Below are 17,547 nucleotides of genomic sequence, written 5' to 3'. Positions count from 1 at the left end.
GCGCGGCCCGAGACGAAGGCGATCGCCGAACGTGTAAAAGCCACGGTCGATGCCATGCCGTTCGACGTCGAGGAATATCTCGAATTCGATCTCCCGGGTAGCGACGCCGTTGGCGACTGGGGCCGCTAACGGAGCGCCCCGCCGACTGACGCGCCTAGTAGCGGTAGTGCTCCGGCTTGAACGGGCCTTCGGGCTTCACGCCGATATAGGAGGCCTGTTCCTCGCTGAGCTTTGTCAGTTGAGCGCCGAGCTTGGCGAGATGAAGCTGCGCGACCTTTTCGTCCAAGTGCTTCGGCAGCACATAGACCTCGTTCTTGTACTTGCCCGCGTGCTGCCACAACTCGATCTGAGCGAGCACTTGATTGGTAAAGGAGGCGCTCATCACGAAGCTCGGATGGCCCGTGGCGCAGCCGAGATTTACGAGCCGCCCTTCGGCCAGAAGGATGATGCGCTTGCCGTCGGGGAACTCCACCTCGTCCACCTGCGGCTTCACGTTGTGCCAGACGAAGTTCTTCAGCGCGGCGACCTGAATCTCCGAATCGAAGTGGCCGATATTGCAGACGATGGCCCGGTCATGCATCTGGCGCATATGGTCGACGGTTATGACGTCCTTGTTGCCGGTCGTGGTGACGAAGATGTCGCCCTTGGGCGCGGCTTCTTCCATGGTCGTGACTTCGTAGCCTTCCATCGCCGCCTGTAGCGCGCAGATGGGATCGATCTCGGTGATGGCCACGCGTGCGCCCTGGCTCTTCAGGCTTTCGGCGCAGCCCTTGCCCACGTCGCCGTAACCGCACACCACGGCATACTTGCCGGCGAGCATCACATCCGTGGCGCGCTTGATGCCGTCGGGCAGGCTCTCACGGCAGCCATAGAGATTGTCGAACTTCGACTTGGTAACGCTGTCGTTCACGTTGATGGCGGGGAAGGGGAGCTTGCCCTGCTTTTGCATCTCATAAAGACGATGCACGCCGGTGGTCGTCTCTTCCGAGACGCCCTTCAGGTTCCCGCGAACCTTTGAGTAGAAGCCAGGGTCGCGCGCCAGGCGCTTCCTGATCGTGGCAAAGAAAGCTTCCTCTTCCTCGTTGGAGGGCTTGTCGAGCACGGATGGATCCGTCTCGGCTTGCGCCCCGAGGATGACCATCATCGTCGCGTCGCCGCCGTCGTCGAGAATGAGATTGGCGGTCTCGCCACCGGGCCATTCGAGAATGCGGTCCACGTAGTCCCAATATTCCTCGAGCGTCTCGCCCTTGACGGCGAAGACGGGCGTGCCGGTTGCCGCGATCGCAGCGGCGGCATGGTCCTGGGTGGAGAAGATGTTGCACGAGGCCCAGCGGACCTCGGCGCCGAGCGCCTGGAGGCTCTCGATGAGGACCGCGGTCTGGATCGTCATATGCAGGCAACCGGCGATCCGGGCGCCTTTGAGCGGCTGGGTGCTGCCGTACTCCTCGCGCACCGCCATGAGGCCCGGCATCTCGGTCTCGGCGATGGCGATTTCCTTGCGGCCCCAATCGGCGAGCCCTATGTCCTTGACGTGGTAGTTCATGCCGTCCTCTGCCTTCTGGCTGTATAAAGATATAAAGAAGTCCTTATATCTTATCCGGAGCGGGTGGAGTCAAGGCCGGCGGGCGGGCGCTTTGTCTCACGGGGCTGCCCCGCCCAGAATGCTAGCGGGGCACGACCCGAACGCCCGGCGCGATGCTGTCGCTCGGGTAGACGATGACCTGTTCCCCGGGCTCCAACCCTGCGCTCAGCGCCGCTACGCCGCCCGAGCGGCGCAACACCTCTACGGGGCGAAGCTCCGCGCGGCCGTCACGGACCACGTAGGTGTTCCATTCCTTGCCCTGCCGGAACAGAGCGCCCGACGGCACGATCAGCGCATCGTCGATGGCGAGGACCTCGATGCGTGCGTCGATCTGGTAGGCATCGCCCAGGTCCAGCCACGCCTTGCGCGGCGAGACAATGTCGATGATGACGTTCGCGCGCTGCTCCTCGACACCGAGCGTGGAGATCTTGGTGAAACCGCCGGGCTCCACCGTGCGCACCTGGCCCTCGAGCGGCTTCGGACCGCCCCAATGCTCGATGATGACGCGATCGCCTTTCTCGATCTCGACCGCATCGGTGCTGAGCACGTCGACGACGATCTCCAGATTGCAGCAGTCACCAATCTCCACCAACGGCGTTCCGGGCTGAACGATTGTCTCGCTTTCCTGCAGGACGCGAATGATCTCGCCGGCGACGGGCGCGACCACCTCGAAAGACTCAGGCGGCGTGCCGGTGCTCCGGTCGTAGAGCGCAAGGAGCGCCTTGGCCTGTTCGACCGCGTGCTGGGCGGCATGATACTGGAAGTTCGCAGCGCTGACGTCACGATCGGCGACATGGTGTGCGAGTTCCGCCTGCTCTACCGCCTTGACCGTGGAAACGCCACGCTCCAGAAGCGCGCGGGCGCGGCTTAGATCGCGGCCGGCCTGATTCAAGACGACATTGGCGCGCTCCATCGTGGCTTTGGCACGGTCCAGTGCCGCCTCCGCGGCACCGAGCCGCTCCTCGGCTTCCCGGCGCGCGCGCGGGTCGAGGAAGGGTGCGGGCGAGGGCAGAATGGACGCGATCACGTCGCCGGCCTTCACATGGTCTCCGGCGTCGAGTTCCACGCGCGTCGTTCGTCCGGCAAGAGGCGAGGCGACCACAAAGCGTTCGCGCACTCTCGTCTTGCCGTCTTCGTCCACGGTCGCGACGAAGGTTCCGCGCGTGGCGCTCGCGGTCTCGACTGGGATCGGATTGGGCCAGAACGACCAGATCACGGCCCCGACGATGCACACGGCGAGGAGCGCCACCACGATGCGGCTTGGAGACGCTTTCGCCATCACTCTCTCGTTTTCAAAACGGCGACGAGATCGAGGGTATAGACCTGTCGCCGCAGTATGTACGTACTCACAAGGCCTGTCAGAAGTACGATCAGGGTCGCCGCAGCGAAGGTGCGCGGCTCGATCACGGCAGGAACCTGGAAGCTCTCATTGGAGTGGAAATGCGCGATTAAGTCGACGATGTACTGAGACAACACCAATCCAATGGGAATGCCAATGGCGATCACGATCATGAACTCGGTAAAGAGCAGGCGGGCGACCTCCGCCCGGGTGAATCCTAGAACGCGCAAGCTGGCCAACTCCCGTGCTCGTTCGTAATAGCGGATACGGGCACTATTGTAGACGACGCCAACGGCGATGATGACGGCAAATCCGGTGAGGATGGCGCCGCTCACCAGCACGAGGCCCGCGATCTTGTCGAAGAACATGGCGATCGAATACGCCTTCATGCTGGCCGATTCGATGATAGGCAACGATTTGAACCGCTCGGAGACGGGTCCGATGGCGGACGGTTCTATATAGAGCGCGGCTGCCGAGACCACATCGCCTTCGCCCGTGAGTTTGTTCAGGGCGCCGATCTCCATATAGGACGACATGCCGAGCATCTCTTCGACGGTCGAAGCGACCGGCACGTCAACTTTGCGGCGCTCGCCTTCCATTACCTCAACGGTGATGACCTGGCCCAATGTCACGCCAAGGCGCTCGGCGAGGCGTTTGGAGAGCGTGATGCCATCCGGTGCCGGCTCGATCGGACGTAGGTCGAGATCGCGCGGCACCCGCAACTCGCCGCCCTCATGCAGTCCGATGATTGAGGTGAGGTAGGTCCGCTGCCCTGCGCGCAAGCGCACCGGCACGTAGCGCTGCCCCTCCACCTTCATGATCCCGCGCTCGCGCCTCAGATCGTTGATGATGTCGGCATCGACTGGCTGCGGAAAGGTTACGGTCGCATTGCCGCGCTCGATCAGGTTGAACTGGACGTCCATCATGTAGTCGACGGAGTCGCGCCAGAAGAGCCCGAGCACGACCATCGGCACTGCGAAGGCAATGCCGAGTGTGGTGAGGGCGGTTTGCAGCGGTCGGCCGCCGATATGACGGAGGATCATCTTGGCGCGCGGCGACCCGTTGGGCGCCAAAAAGTCGAGCAGGCCGCGACGAAACTTGATCGGCGCTTCCGGCCGCATCGCCACGGCCGGCTTCAGCGCCACGACGCTGCGCACGGCCGTCAAGATGCCGAGCGATGCTGCCGCGAGGCTGATAGCGATGCCAACCACCACAGACCAGCCAGTGATCTCGAAATCGAGCGCCGGAAAGCGAAAGAAGGTTCGATAGCTCAAAATCATCGCATGACCGAACAAATATCCGCCAGCTAGCCCGAGAACCGAGCCGATGGTGACGATGACGACGACAAGCTTGAAGTAGTGAAGACCCAACGGCAGCGTTGGGTAGCCAAGCGCCTTTAGCGTCGCGATTTGCTCGCGCTGTGCCAATACGAGCCGGCTGAGCGCAATATTCACGAGGAAGGCAGCGACCCCGAAGAAGATGAACGGCACCGTGATCGACATGACCTTTTGCTGGTTGAGCTCATCCTCCACGAAGCGATGCGAAGGTTGGTCGCGCCGCCCAATGGCGCCAACCGAGCCGTAGGGCTCCAGCACCCGATCCAGGTCCTCGATCACGCGTGACGCATCGGCACCGGGCGCGAGCCGGATGACGGCATCGTTGAAGGCACCCTCCATGTCGAACGCACCTTCCGCCGCTTCGCGGTCGATCCAGGCCACGGCAAAGAATCTGTCGTCGGGAATGTGGAGCCCTGGCCGTAAGGTCTGAACATATTCAGGCGAAAGCCCAATGCCGGTGATGCGGAAATCCTCCAGGCGTCCGTTGAGAATGGCGCGCAGCTTGTTGCCGAGCTCGACCTTGTTTGCCTCGGCGAATGCTCCCGCGATGGCGACTTCGTCCGTTGAGCCAGGCGTCGGTGCCGAACCCTTACGCAGATGGAGTCGCGATAATTCACCATGCTTGTCGCTGAGCGAGATCATGCGCGCAGAAACCGGGAGCCGCGAGCCGGGCCAGTCGACGATCACGTCTTTGACGATACGCGGCTCAATCGTCGCCACGCCGGGTATCGCCTCAAGCCGCGGCACGATGGAAAGCGGCGCGCGCTTCACCGTGACGAAAACGTCCGGAAAGCGAGATTGGTCGTAGAAGCGGTTTTGCGCGGCTTGCAGGGAGTAGAAGGTCGAGATCGCCGCAACGAACACCGCCACGCCCGCGGCAACCACCAGGGAGATGGTCAACACCTGCCACCGCATGGAGACAAGCTCGCGGACGAGCTTGGTGTCGAGCGGGCTCACCAGTGGATATCCTCGGCCGAGAGGCGGTGGGGGTTGCGCTCGATGCGCGCGATGCTGCCGCCGGCAAGGTGCAGCACCCGGTCCGCCATGCCGGCGATCGCGCTGTTATGGGTGATAACCACCGTGGTAGTGCCGAGCTCGGCGTTGGCGCGTGCGATGGCCGACAACACGAGCCGCCCAGTGTCGTAGTCGAGAGCGCCGGTCGGCTCATCGCAAAGGAGGACGTCAGGCGCTTTGACGATCGCACGTGCCACGGCGACACGCTGCTGCTCACCGCCTGACAGCTGCGAGGGGAAATGGTCGAGCCGATCCGACAGGCCAACAAGGTCGAGCGCCTCGCGCGGGTCCAGGGGGCCCTCGGCGATCTCGCTGACGAGTGTCACGTTCTCCAGCGCCGTGAGACTGGGGATCAGATTGAAGAACTGAAAGACGAACCCAACATGGTCGCGCCGATACTGTGTCAGCTGGGCCTCGTCTGAGGCCACCAGATCATGATCGCGCCAATTGGCCTTGCCGGCGGTCGGAGAGTCCAGGCCGCCGAGGATGTTGAGCAAGGTCGATTTGCCCGATCCTGACGGCCCAAGCAGCACGACGAACTCGCTTGCATAGATATCGAGATCGACATCGTTCAGCGCCTGAACCTCCACCTCGCCGACGACATAGACCTTCGATAGGCCGCGGGCGGTAAAGACGGTCTCGGCGTCGCTATGGTCCGGCGAGGCTTGCAAGCGTTGAGGATACTCCTGCGCCGGCGGTCCGTCAGCCACGGTTGGCTACTTCAAAGACGATTGGTGAATGAGGCATGCCCCACCTTGATACTACTCAAGGCGCGCGGCAATGGCGCGAGTAGTAAACCATGATGAGAGAGGCTGTTCGTCATTCGCCGGCTGCGAAGGTCATGGTCTGGGATCCCTTCGTGCGGGCTTTCCACTGGGCCTTGGTCGTGGGCTTCACCGTCGCCTATCTCGTCGAGGAGCCGCACATCGTGCATGTGTGGGCAGGCTATTTCGTTGCCGGTCTGATCGTCGCCCGCGTCGTCTGGGGCTTTGTCGGCTCCAAGCACGCGCGGTTCTCGGACTTCATCTATCGGCCCTCCACCGTGATCGGCTATCTCCGCGACCTCGTCCGGATGCGCGGCAAGCGCTATCTCGGTCATACGCCAGCGGGCGGCTACATGGTGATCCTTCTGCTGGTCATGCTTGCGGCGACTGGCATTGCCGGTCTCATCGTCTATGGCGGCGAGGAGCAGGCTGGGCCACTGGCAGGTGTGGTCTCTGAGGTGACGGCCGAGCAATTCGAGGAAGTGCACGAAGTCCTCGCCAACATCACCTTGGCCCTCGTGCTCATCCATATCGCCGCGGTGCTCTTCGCAAGCCACGTGCATAAGGAGAATTTGCCGCGCGCCATGGTGACCGGCAAGAAGCGCCGCTGAGCCAGGCGCCGCTAGTCCTCTTCGCCAAAGCCGTCCTCGACCAGCGCCACCAGCGCATCGATAGCGGGCTTGGCGTCCGCGCCATCCACTTCGATGTGGATCGAGTGGCCTTGGCCGGCGGCAAGCATCATCAGCCCCATGATCGAGGTGCCGCCCACCGTATGGCCTTCGCGGCTGACGCGGATATTTGCGTTGAACTCACCGGCGCACCGCACGAACTGCGCCGAGGCGCGCGCATGCAGACCCTTCTTGTTGGGGATCATGACCTCGGCGAAGAAGACACCCTTGTCCCGCTCGCCGGTGATGTGGGGTGTCTTCGTCACCGGTATCTAGTGCGCCGCCAGGATTTGGCTTGCGACGCTGATATATTTGCGCCCCGCCTCTTGCGCCTGACCGATGGCCTCGTCGAGGCCGCACTCGCCGCGCACGGAGGCAAGCTTCACCAGCATGGGAAGATTGACGCCGGCGATCACCTCCACATTCGGGTGCTCCATCGCCGATATGGCAAGATTGGATGGAGAGCCTCCGAACATATCGGTCAGCACCACCACACCGTCACCGGAATCGACCTTGCCGAGCGCCGCCAGCATATCGGAGCGCCGTGCATCCAGGTCGTCGTCTGGACCGATGGAGATTGTCTCGACCTGCTCTTGCGGACCGACCACGTGTTCAAGCGCAGAGCGAAATTCGCCTGCAAGCTTGCCGTGAGTGACGATGACGACGCCGATCATGCTACCTCATAAATGAATGCCGCCGGTTCAAGGGCCGCTATATTTGTCGGGAGTGAGACCGTGCGCAAGCCCGAACCCGCCTCTCGTAAACCTATTGTTCCGGCGCCTGCAAGAGCGCCATGCGCAGCTTCAGGGGCGCGGAGGTCTCGAATGCCGACAACCTCAACGCCGCAATAGCAACGCCTGCAAGCAGCATTCGGTCCCATGGGTCGGGTGGCATGCGCGGCACGGTGTCGCTTGGTCCGAGATCGCAGACAAGCACCAAAGGCGCGGCCGCCACGAACGGCATCTCCGCGATCCCCAGCCCCCGGACCTCGATCAGTCCGGCGAGCGTCTCGGGCGCCGAGGCGAATGCCTGGCCGTCCTCGACGTCGATACACACCTGATCGTCGGCCACGAGGCGCGGGCGCAAATCGCCCTCTCCGGGCAATGCCAGAAACCGCAGCGCCAGGTCCGACTTGCCGGACCCAGACTCGCCGCGCAGCAGGGCGGCGCGCGGTCCGAGCGCCACGCAAGTGCCGTGGACGAGTTCGCGCAAAAGAGTTTCCTCGCTGTCCGATGATCCCTACGCCGCCGGCAGACGGATGACGAACCGCGCCCCGCCGGTTTGCTCAGACGGGGCATCGCTGTTGTTCCCGCTGGCGCCGCGCGCGGGCCGGTTCTCCGCATAGAGCTCGCCGCCATGGGCGAGCACGATCTGCCGGGAGATGTTGAGGCCAAGCCCCGAGTTCTGTCCGAAATTCTTCTGCGGCCGGTCCGTGTAGAAGCGCTCGAAGATGCGCTCAAGATTCTCAGGAGGAATGCCGGGGCCGTCGTCGTCGACAAAGATCTCAACATCATCGCCGGCACGCCGCGCCGACAACGCGACGCGCTTGCCAGGCGGCGAGAACGAGACAGCGTTCTCCAGCAGGTTGACGATGACCTGATGCAAGCGGCTGTCATGACCGTTCACGCGGTAAGGGTGAGCGCCCGGCGCATAGGCGATATCGAGTGCAACGTCCGGCGTATCGTCGCGATGGGCGTCGTTGAACAACGACACCGTGGCGCGCAGGAGTTCGTCCATCGCGACCGGCTCCGCATCCTCGCGGGCCAGTTCCGCATCGAGGCGCGAGGCATCGGAAATGTCGCTGATCAGCCGGTCGAGCCGCCGCACATCGTGCTGGATGATCTCCATCAGCCGCTCCCGCGACTCGTCGTTCTTGGCAAGCGGCAAGGTCTCAGTGGCGCTGCGTAAGGAGGTGAGAGGATTCTTCAGCTCGTGCGCGACGTCGGCCGCGAAGCTCTCAATGGCGTCGATCCTGTTGTAGAGCGCGCCCGTCATGTCGCGCAGCGCGCCGGACAGATGGCCAATCTCGTCGGAGCGGTCGGTAAAGTCGGGAATTTCGGCGCGCGCTTTCACGCTGTGGCGCACGCGTTCCGCGGCCACCGCCAATCGCTGCATGGGCCCCGCGATCGTGTTGGCGAGGATCATCGAAAGCACGAAAACGACGACACCTGCGAAAAGAGAGACGCGAAGGATACTCCAGCGTTCCGCAGCAACGATGTTGTCGATATCGCCGCCACGCGTGGACAGCAGCAATACGCCGAGCACGGCGCGCATGCGCTGCACGGGCACGGCGACGGACACGATCACCTCGCCCTTGTCGTTGCGGCTGACGACGGGCACGGACGTGCCGGTAAGCGCCGCCGCCACTTCCGGGTAGGCCGTGCCGTTGGCGCCGCCGATATCGGTGTAGTTCGGAAGGCCGTTGGGCTCCATGCGGATGGTTACGGCGTTCCAGAATTTGGTAAGCGCGTCTGGCTCGCTCGTCTCCGGCGGCGGCAGGTCGTAGCGCAGCACTTGGCCGCGCGAGTAGAACGTATCGGAGTCGAGGATCAACGAGCCGTCGCGGTTGTAGATGCGCGCGCGGCTTCCCGTCGGCTTGACCAGCGGCCTCAAGATCGGAGCCGCCCGTTCCGGATCGATGGTGAAGCCGAGCGTGTTGGAAAACGCATGGTCGGCGCCGCCATGCCCGGCGTGGCCCAGCTCCGTTTCCAGGAGTGTCTCCGGATCGACCTGGACTTCGTTGGTATCGACGCCGGCGGAGGCGGCGATCGCGCGTGCGATGATCTCGCCCTGCGTCAGAAGGCTTTGCACCTTGGCGTCGATCAGGCCGGCGCGGAACTGATTGAGATACAGAATGCCCGAGACCAGGATGGCGAGCCCGATCAGGTTGAGCACGACGATACGCCGCGTCAGGCTGGAGAAGCCGTACCGGAAGGGGCGGTGCTCGCCCAGCCAACCCGGCACGCGTTTCAGCCAGTCGAGAACGCCGCGCGCCGTCCGGCGGGCACGTTCCTTGAACGAGGCATCGTCCCGCCAGAACCTATCGGTCTCGGCGGTCATCGATCTTGCCCGCTATTCTTTGAATCGATATCCCACGCCATAAAGCGTCTCGATCACGTCGAAGCTTTGGTCGACGGCCTTAAACTTCTTGCGCAACCGCTTGATGTGGCTGTCGATAGTGCGGTCGTCGACATAGACCTGGTCATCATAGGCTGCATCCATCAGTGCGTCCCGGCTTTTTACCACGCCGGGCCGCTGCGCGAGCGCCTGCAAGATAAGGAACTCGGTCACCGTCAGGGTCACCGGGCCTCCGTCCCACACGCAGGTGTGGCGCTCCGGGTCCATCTTGAGCTTGCCGCGCTCCAGGACCTTGGATTTGTCCTCGACGATCTGCGCCGTGTCGCGTGGCTGCGAGCGGCGCAGCACCGCCTTGACCCGCTCGACCAAGAGGCGCTGCGGGAAGGGTTTGCGGATGTAATCGTCGGCGCCCATTTTGAGGCCGAACAGCTCATCAATTTCCTCGTCCTTGGAGGTAAGGAAAATGACGGGAAGCTCGCTGCGCTGGCGTAAGCGGCGCAAGAGCTCCATCCCGTCCATGCGCGGCATCTTGATATCGAGAATGGCAAGGTCGGGCGGATGCTCGGAGAAGCCGTCCAGCGCGCTGGCGCCGTCATTGTAGGTCTGGGTCTTGTAGCCTTCCGCCTCGAGCATCATGCGCAAGGAGGTCAGGATGTTCCGATCGTCGTCGACTAAAGCGATAGTGGGCATTGGGGGGCCTTTTGCGCGATTGACGCGATTTGCAGGGTGCTATGGTCTTAGGGCCGCTCTAAAAGTGGCAGCATCGGGGCGCTTCGCGCCGCACCCATCGGCTTCGGGATGCAACAAAACTCGTTATGGCGCAAGTAAATAACTCTCCAGATATGCCCGATAAGGTAGAGATCGCGGCGGATGCGCGCAGCCTCACGCGGGCCGCCTTCAAGGGGTCTCTGGCGAGCCTGGACAGCCCCTCAGGTGCCCCCTACGCATCGCTGATTACGGTGGCCACGGACGCCTCCGGCGCGCCGATCTTCCTGATTTCCACCCTGGCCCGGCATACGCGGAACCTGGTGGAAGACCCCCGCGCCGCGATCCTGATCGATGGCTCGGGGGCGGCGGCCGACCCTCTCCAAGGCGCCCGACTGACCCTGTCTGGGAAGGCCGGACGGGTCGACGACGAGGTGGTGCGGCGCCGCTTCTTGGTCCGGCATCCAGAGGCGGCGTTCTATGCCGATTTCCCCGATTTTTCCTTTTGGCGCCTGGACTTGGAGGGTGCGCACTATATCGGCGGATTTGGTCGCATCGTGGATCTGAGCCCTGGCGACCTGCTGTTGCCGCAAAAAGGGGCGGAAACCCTCCTCGCGGCCGAGCCGGACATCGTTGCCCACATGAACGATGACCACGCCGACGCCATCGAGCTCTATGCCCGAGCCTTCGCCGGCCGCCATCCTGGCCCCTGGCGTATGATCGGTATCGACCCCGAAGGCTGCGATATCGCGCTTGGGGTTGATGGGGCCCGGATTTCGTTCGAAAAGTCCGTGCTGACCCCGGCAGATGCCCGAAAAGAGCTGGTCCGCCTGGCCGAAGAAGCCAGAAGCGCGGTCAATTCCTCTTGAAGCCTTGCGGGTTCCATCGGAAGTCGCCTCTCTCACAGGACCTTTCTTGAAAGCCCTCAAAGTTCAGGGTAGCTAGAGGGCGATCCATAGCGATTTTTTCCATCCATTCGAGATTTAGGGACGAAACCGTATGAACGTTCAGTCGAAAATTGCGCCCACCACGAACAAGAAGGTCTTGGCTTTCGTGGAAGAGGCAAAGGAGCTCTTCAAGCCGGACTCTCTTTATTGGTGTGACGGCTCCCAGGAAGAGTATCAGGCGATGCTGAAGGCGCTGGTCGACGGCGGCACTGCCATGTGGCTCAACGAGGAGAAGCGTCCCAACTCGATTCTCGTTCGCTCCGACCCCAAAGACGTCGCCCGCGTCGAGGACCAGACCTACATCTGCTCCGAGAGCGAGGCGGACGCCGGCCCGACCAACAACTGGTTCGACCCGGCGAAGATGAAGGAGACGATGGCGAAGCTCTACGACGGCGCCATGCAGGGCCGCACCATGTATGTCATGCCGTACTCCATGGGCCCCGTCGGCTCACCCATCGCGGGCATCGGCGTGATGGTCACCGACAGCGCCTACGCCGTCGCCAACATGCACATCATGACCCGCGTCGGCGATGCGGTATGGAAGGCGCTCGGCGACTCCGCAGACTTCGTGTGCGGCAGGCACACGGTTGGCGCGCCGCTGACCTCGGACAAGCAGGCCGACGTGCCGTGGCCGTGCAATGAGACCAAGTACATCTCGCACTTCCCGGAGACGCGCGAGATTTGGTCCTACGGTTCGGGCTATGGCGGTAACGCGCTGCTCGGCAAGAAGTGTCACGCGCTGCGCATCGCGAGTGTGAAGGCGCGTGACGAGGGCTGGATGGCCGAGCACATGCTCATCCTCAAGCTCACCAACCCGGAAGGCGACGTGAAGTACATGGCAGCGGCTTTTCCCTCCGCCTGCGGCAAGACCAACCTCGCCATGCTCGACCCGACGATCCCAGGTTGGAAGGCCGAGTGCATCGGTGACGACATCTGCTGGATGAAGTTCGGTGAGGACGGGCGCCTCTACGCCATCAACCCGGAGACCGGCTTCTTCGGTGTGGCGCCGGGAACGTCCGAGGCATCGAACCTCAACGCTATGAAAGCGCTCGACAAGAACTGCATCTATTCCAACGTCGCGCTTACTGATGACGGCGACGTGTGGTGGGAAGGCATGACAAAGGAGTCTCCGGCGCACACGATCGACTGGCTGCGTCGCTCTTGGACCCCGGAATCAGGCCGCCCCGCGGCGCATCCCAACGCGCGCTTCACCGCACCGGCCGGCCAGTGCCCGGTCATCGCGCCGGAATGGGAGGATCCCAAGGGCGTGCCGATCGACGCCATTCTGTTCGGCGGCCGCCGCGCCTCCGTGGTGCCGCTCGCCGTCGAGGCGGAGGACTGGAAGCAGGGGACGTTCCTCGGTTCCATCATGGCGTCGGAGAAGACGGCCGCTGCCGCGGATGCCAAGGGCGACATCCGCCGCGATCCCATGGCCATGTTGCCCTTCTGCGGTTACCACATGGGCGACTACTTCGCGCACTGGCTGAAGATGGGCGAGAAGGGCGGCGACAAGATGCCGAAGATCTTCTACGTCAACTGGTTCCGGAAGAGCCCCGAAGGCAAGTTCCTGTGGCCGGGCTTCGCGGAGAATTCCCGCGTGCTCAAGTGGATCTTCGAGCGTTGCAACGGCACGACCGATGCGGTCGACACGCCGATCGGCAAGGTGCCGACGAAGGATGCGCTCGACACCGACGGCCTGGACGTCGACGCTGCCGACCTCGAGGAACTGCTCAAGGTCGACACTAAGGGCTGGAAGGACGAGCTTCCGATGATCAAGGAGCACTACGAGACCTTTGGCGACAAGCTGCCGGGCGGCCTCAAGGAAGAGCTCGACGAACTCGAGAAGCGCCTCGGCTAGTCCAAACCGCGCTTCATTCAGACTTATGTCATGGCCGGGCTTACGCCCGGCCATGATCTTTTCTAGCGTGATGCAACGGGCTTGCCCGGTTCCTCATCTCGCCTTAGGCACATCCCCATGACGAAGACAAAGAGTGTCGTCGCGGCCGGTCATGCGTTGACCGCCTCTGCTGCCGCCGAGATTTTGGCCGATGGCGGCAACGCCTTCGATGCGGCGATCGCGGGCGTATGCATGAGCTTCGTCGCCGAGGCCGTATTCGCTTCGCCCGGCGGCGGCGGGTTTCTCATGGCGCGCCAGGCCGGCAGCAACGCGATCAAGCTGTTCGACTTCTTCGTGGAGACGCCGCTGCGCCGCCGGCCGGCGAACGAGGTTTCGTTCTTTCCCATTGAGGCCGATTTCGGCCCCGCCACCCAGGAGTTTCATATCGGCCTTGGGGCCGCGGCCGCGCCCGGTATCGCGCAAGGCCTGTTCGCCATGCACGAGGCTTACGCGCGCCTGCCGATGAAGCGCTTGGTGGAGCCCGCCGCCCGCGCCGCGCGCCAAGGTTTTCCGCTGAACAGTTTTCAGGCCTACCTCTTCACGGTCATCGCGCCAATCTTGCGAGAGTGCGAAGGTGCCCGCGCGATCTTCGCAGCAAACGGCAAGCTCATGGAGGCGGGCGAAACCTTCCGCAATGACGGCCTTGCCGAGACGCTGGAATGGCTGGCCGAGGACGGTGCGCGGCTCTTTGTCGATGGCGATATCGGCCAGGCTATTGTTGCGCAGTCGCGCGAGCTTGGCGGGCACCTGACGGAGGACGATCTCAAGCGCTATCGCGTGGCCTTACGCGATCCGCTGCTCTGGCGCCACGGCGGCGCGACCGTCGCGCTCAATCCGCCGCCCTCGGCAGGCGGTGCGCTCATAGCGTTCGGCTTGGCTTATCTCGGCGCGCATGCAGAAGCGGGCGGCGCAAGCGACGCGGAGGCCCTGCAAGCGGCAATGACCGCGACCAACGCGGCACGGGCCAACCATGGCGAGGACCTGGCGGCGCGTCTGGCGGACGGCGCACTTGCGAACGAGATTGCCGCGGCCGCGCAATACCCAAACGGCTATCGTGGCACGACCCATGTCAGCGTGATCGATGGGGACGGCAATGCCGCCGCGGTCAGCCTGTCGAACGGCGAGGGGGACGGCTTCATCGTCGGCAATCACGGCTTCATGCTGAACAACATGCTCGGCGAGGAGGATCTAGCTTTCGGCGATCTCGATGCCTGGCGCGAAGGGTCGCGCATGTCTTCGATGATGGCGCCCACAATCATCATGGAGCCGGATGGTACCGTGACCGCGCTCGGCACCGGAGGCTCCAACCGCATCCGCACGGCGATCCTGCAGGTCGCCATCAATCTGCTGGCTCATGGCATGAGCCTGGAGGATGCGGTGAACGCGCCCCGGCTCCATGTGGAGCGCTGCGGTACCACGAGCTTCGAACCCGGCTTTCCGGAAGAGACAGAAGCCGCCTTCCGCGCTGCCGGCGACAAGGCACGGGCCTGGCCGGAGCGGAACCTGTTCTTCGGCGGCGTGCATGCCGCCCGTTGGCATGAAACCCGTGGCGTGGAGGGCGCCGGCGATCCGCGCCGCCAAGGCGTGTCACAGACCGTCTGAACGGTATAGGTGTCGCAAAAGGTCAACCGCGCGCCGCGAAACGGCAACTAGCGAGAACTTCGGGCGCGAAGATGATGCGGGCCAAGCAAAGAGGGACGCCATGAAGAACGCCGTCGCCATCTATCACGTGGCTTTCGAGGATGCGGGCACGCTCGGTCCTGTGCTGGAGGAGCGCGGCGTCGAGCTCACCTATTTACAAGCCGGCCGCGATGATCTTTCCCCGGCACTCGATGCCGACCTCGTGCTCGTGCTTGGCGGACCCATCGGCATTTACGAGATCGAACGCTATCCTTTCCTCAAAGAGGAACTCGCCCTCGTCGAGAAGCTGGTCAAGCAGGGCACGCCCGTGGTCGGCATCTGCCTCGGCGCCCAGGCGCTTGCCGCTGTGCTCGCCGCCCGCGTCTATCCGGGCAAGCAGGCCGAGCTCGGCTGGGACACGCTGACCCTGACCGACGAAGGCAAGGACTCGCCCCTTGGCGTGCTCGAAGGCCTGCACATTCTCAATTGGCACGGCGACACATTCGACATACCTACGGGCGCCACGCGGCTTGCCTCCACGGACCTCACGCCGAACCAAGCCTTCTCCTACGGTCCGAAAGTTCTGGCGCTGCAATTTCACGTGGAGCTACCGGGGCGCGACATGGAGCGCTGGCTGATCGGGCATACGCTGGAGCTGGCCAAGAACAACGTGGACCTCGCGCAAATGCGCACCGAGACCGCGCGCTACGCCCCACCCACCAACGAGGCGAGCCGCGCGCTGTTCAACATGTGGCTGGATAACCTCTCGGCTTAGTCCTGGTCGTCGGAAAGCGCCGACTTGCCGACGACCGTCGGCAGCTCCTTCGTCTCCGGCGGCTTCACCTCGTCGCCCTTGGCGTTCCACCAGGTCGAGGCATAGGTTGCGCCGCCCGCGCGCTTGGTCAGATGCGTCCACACCTCCTCGCCCGGATAGTAGGGGACGGTCCAACCTCCGATGAGTTTTTGCGACTTGGCTCGCCACGTGACAAGAACTTCGCCGCCCGGTCTGACGTCGCCCTTCTTCGCCTTGATCACACGCAGCTTGGCGATATAGCCGGGCAGGTCCTCGCCGGTCGTCTTGTCCTTGATGATGCTGGTGCACGTCACCGACATCACACGCACCAGCGCGACGATGCCGCTCTTCTCCTCAAGCTCCGCCTCCGACATGGGCGCCGGTAGCGCGAGCGCAGGCAGCGCGATCAGACACGAAACGAGCAGGGCAAATGCGGTACGCATGAAATCTCCTTTGTCGCGGGCTAAGCGCTAATGCGCAGCCTCCCAATTAGCGGCGGCGCGGGCGTCCACTTTCAGCGGCACCCGCAAGCGTAGCGCAGGCTCGGGCGCGTGTTCCATGATCTCCTGCGCGACCTCCATAGTCTTCTCGGCTTCGTCCTCCGGCGCCTCGAAGATCAGCTCATCGTGGACCTGTAAGAGCATGCGCGCCGACAGCCCCGCATCGAGAAGCGCCTCGTCCATGCGGATCATAGCGCGGCGGATGATGTCGGCAGCTGAGCCTTGGATCGGCGCGTTGATCGCCGCGCGCTCGTAGTTGCCGCGTAAGCTTGGGTTTTTCGTGTTGATCTCGGGGTAATGCACTTTGCGCCCGAACAGCGTCGTCACGAACCCTGAGCGCTTCACCTCCGCCTTCATCGCTTCCATGTAGTCCTTGATGCCGGGGAAGCGCTCGAAATAGGTGTTGATGTAGGCGGCCGCTTCGCCGCGCGGGATGCCGAGCTGTGCGCCGAGCCCGACCGCCGAGATGCCGTAGATGATGCCGAAATTGATTGCCTTGGCGCGGCGCCGCACAGCGGGGTCCATGCCCTCGATCGGCACGCCGAACATCTCGCTCGCCGTCATGGCGTGGATGTCGAGCCCGTCGGCAAAGGCTTGGCGCAAGGTGGGCGTGTCCGCCATGTGAGCCAGGACCCGAAGCTCGATCTGGCTGTAATCGGCTGAGATCAGCGTCTTGCCCTTCTCGGCGACGAAGGCCTTGCGGATGGAGCGGCCTTCCTTAGTGCGCACGGGAATGTTCTGCAGGTTCGGCTCATGGCTGGCGAGCCGGCCCGTTGTGGTGGAGGCCAGCACATAGCGCGTATGCACGCGTCCCGTCTCGGCGTGAATATAGGCGGGCAAGGCGTCCGTATAGGTGCTCCTCAGCTTGGCGAGCAGCCGCCATTCCAAGACCTTGCGCGGCAGGTCGTGGCCTTCTGCGGCCAGTTCCTCGAGGGCGGCCGCGTCCGTGCTCCAGGCGCCGGTCTTTGTCTTGCGCCCGCCCGGAAGGCTCATCTTTTCGAACAGGATCTCGCCGAGTTGCTTGGGCGAGCCGATGTTGAAATCTTCGCCCGCAAGGTCGCGGATCTCGTCCTCCAGTCGCGCGATGGTCTGCGCGAAAGCGCCGGACAGGTTCGCCAGCGCCGACCGCTCCACCTTGATGCCGGCGCGCTCCATGGCGGCGAGCACCGGCTGCAGCGGCCGCTCCAGCGTCTCGTAGACCGTCGTCACCTGCTCCGCCGCCAAGCGCGGCTTCAGGAGCATCCACAGCCGAAAGGCGATATCCGCTTCCTCCCCGGCGGCTTCGGTGGCGCGCGCCACCTCG

At 63.7% G+C, this 17,547-nt stretch carries 16 protein-coding genes; 5 read left to right on the top strand and 11 right to left on the bottom strand.

The annotated features are described in order from the left end of the window. Positions 1-154 precede the first annotated feature (154 nt). From ahcY to ABY454_RS09745, 4 genes are all read right to left on the bottom strand, one after another. Entirely contained in the window at positions 155-1,543 is a 1,389-nt protein-coding gene (gene ahcY, locus ABY454_RS09760) for an adenosylhomocysteinase (RefSeq protein ID WP_372930239.1), read from the bottom strand. Positions 1,544-1,664: 121 nt separating this feature from the next. Continuing rightward, the gene (locus tag ABY454_RS09755; protein ID WP_372930238.1) at positions 1,665-2,861 is read right to left on the bottom strand and encodes an efflux RND transporter periplasmic adaptor subunit; all 1,197 of its coding nucleotides are present in this window, start codon (positions 2,859-2,861) and stop codon (positions 1,665-1,667) included. Continuing rightward, positions 2,861-5,215, bottom strand: a complete 2,355-nt coding sequence (locus ABY454_RS09750) for an ABC transporter permease (protein ID WP_372930236.1) — start codon at positions 5,213-5,215, stop codon at positions 2,861-2,863. Before ABY454_RS09750 ends, ABY454_RS09755 begins: the two co-directional genes overlap by 1 nt. Beyond that, entirely contained in the window at positions 5,212-5,943 is a 732-nt protein-coding gene (locus tag ABY454_RS09745) for an ABC transporter ATP-binding protein (protein ID WP_372930243.1), read from the bottom strand. Before ABY454_RS09745 ends, ABY454_RS09750 begins: the two co-directional genes overlap by 4 nt. A 128-nt stretch (positions 5,944-6,071) precedes the next feature. Here ABY454_RS09745 and ABY454_RS09740 point away from each other — a divergent pair, with 128 nt between their 5' ends. Beyond that, positions 6,072-6,647 (top strand): cytochrome b/b6 domain-containing protein, encoded by a 576-nt coding sequence (locus ABY454_RS09740; protein ID WP_372930234.1) that lies wholly within the window; start codon positions 6,072-6,074, stop codon positions 6,645-6,647. Between the two features lie 11 nt (positions 6,648-6,658). Here the strand turns inward: ABY454_RS09740 and ABY454_RS09735 are convergent, their stop codons facing one another. The 5 genes from ABY454_RS09735 to ABY454_RS09715 form a co-directional block, all read right to left on the bottom strand. Further along, a complete protein-coding gene (locus ABY454_RS09735; protein ID WP_372930241.1) occupies positions 6,659-6,910 on the bottom strand; it encodes an HPr family phosphocarrier protein in 252 nt (83 codons plus the stop codon). Positions 6,911-6,976: 66 nt separating this feature from the next. Continuing rightward, positions 6,977-7,378, bottom strand: coding sequence for a PTS sugar transporter subunit IIA (locus tag ABY454_RS09730; RefSeq protein ID WP_372930232.1), 402 nt, complete (start codon positions 7,376-7,378; stop codon positions 6,977-6,979). A 91-nt stretch (positions 7,379-7,469) separates the two neighbouring features. Next, on the bottom strand, positions 7,470-7,916 hold the full coding sequence (locus ABY454_RS09725) for an HPr kinase/phosphorylase (protein WP_372930231.1): 447 nt from the start codon (positions 7,914-7,916) through the stop codon (positions 7,470-7,472). 27 nt (positions 7,917-7,943) lie between these two features. After that, entirely contained in the window at positions 7,944-9,764 is a 1,821-nt protein-coding gene (locus ABY454_RS09720; protein ID WP_372930229.1) for a stimulus-sensing domain-containing protein, read from the bottom strand. Between the two features lie 12 nt (positions 9,765-9,776). Then, entirely contained in the window at positions 9,777-10,472 is a 696-nt protein-coding gene (locus ABY454_RS09715) for a response regulator transcription factor (protein ID WP_372930227.1), read from the bottom strand. A gap of 152 nt (positions 10,473-10,624) precedes the next feature. On the opposite strand from ABY454_RS09715, the gene ABY454_RS09710 reads away from it, so the two are divergent. The 4 genes from ABY454_RS09710 to ABY454_RS09695 all read left to right on the top strand — a co-directional run bounded on the left by ABY454_RS09710 (position 10,625) and on the right by ABY454_RS09695 (position 15,726). Beyond that, positions 10,625-11,356, top strand: coding sequence for a HugZ family protein (locus tag ABY454_RS09710; RefSeq protein WP_372930226.1), 732 nt, complete (start codon positions 10,625-10,627; stop codon positions 11,354-11,356). Positions 11,357-11,486: 130 nt separating this feature from the next. Further along, the gene (locus tag ABY454_RS09705) at positions 11,487-13,292 is read left to right on the top strand and encodes a phosphoenolpyruvate carboxykinase (GTP) (protein WP_372930224.1); all 1,806 of its coding nucleotides are present in this window, start codon (positions 11,487-11,489) and stop codon (positions 13,290-13,292) included. A gap of 117 nt (positions 13,293-13,409) precedes the next feature. Continuing rightward, positions 13,410-14,933 (top strand): gamma-glutamyltransferase family protein, encoded by a 1,524-nt coding sequence (locus ABY454_RS09700; RefSeq protein ID WP_372930222.1) that lies wholly within the window; start codon positions 13,410-13,412, stop codon positions 14,931-14,933. A gap of 100 nt (positions 14,934-15,033) precedes the next feature. Next, on the top strand, positions 15,034-15,726 hold the full coding sequence (locus ABY454_RS09695) for a glutamine amidotransferase (RefSeq protein ID WP_372930220.1): 693 nt from the start codon (positions 15,034-15,036) through the stop codon (positions 15,724-15,726). On the opposite strand, the gene ABY454_RS09690 is transcribed toward ABY454_RS09695, so the two are convergent. Both ABY454_RS09690 and polA read right to left on the bottom strand, forming a co-directional pair. Continuing rightward, entirely contained in the window at positions 15,723-16,187 is a 465-nt protein-coding gene (locus ABY454_RS09690; RefSeq protein ID WP_372930218.1) for a hypothetical protein, read from the bottom strand. The two genes, ABY454_RS09695 and ABY454_RS09690, sit on opposite strands and share 4 nt — an antisense overlap. A gap of 27 nt (positions 16,188-16,214) precedes the next feature. After that, on the bottom strand, positions 16,215-17,547 hold a 1,333-nt coding region (polA, locus tag ABY454_RS09685), incomplete at its 5' end, for a DNA polymerase I (protein ID WP_372930216.1).

Origin of the sequence: Methyloceanibacter sp. (assembly GCF_041573655.1) — a bacterium.
GTDB lineage: Bacteria > Pseudomonadota > Alphaproteobacteria > Rhizobiales > Methyloligellaceae > Methyloceanibacter.
The sequence above is the reverse complement of the archived record's forward strand: the minus strand, read 5'-3'. Positions and strand labels throughout refer to the sequence as shown.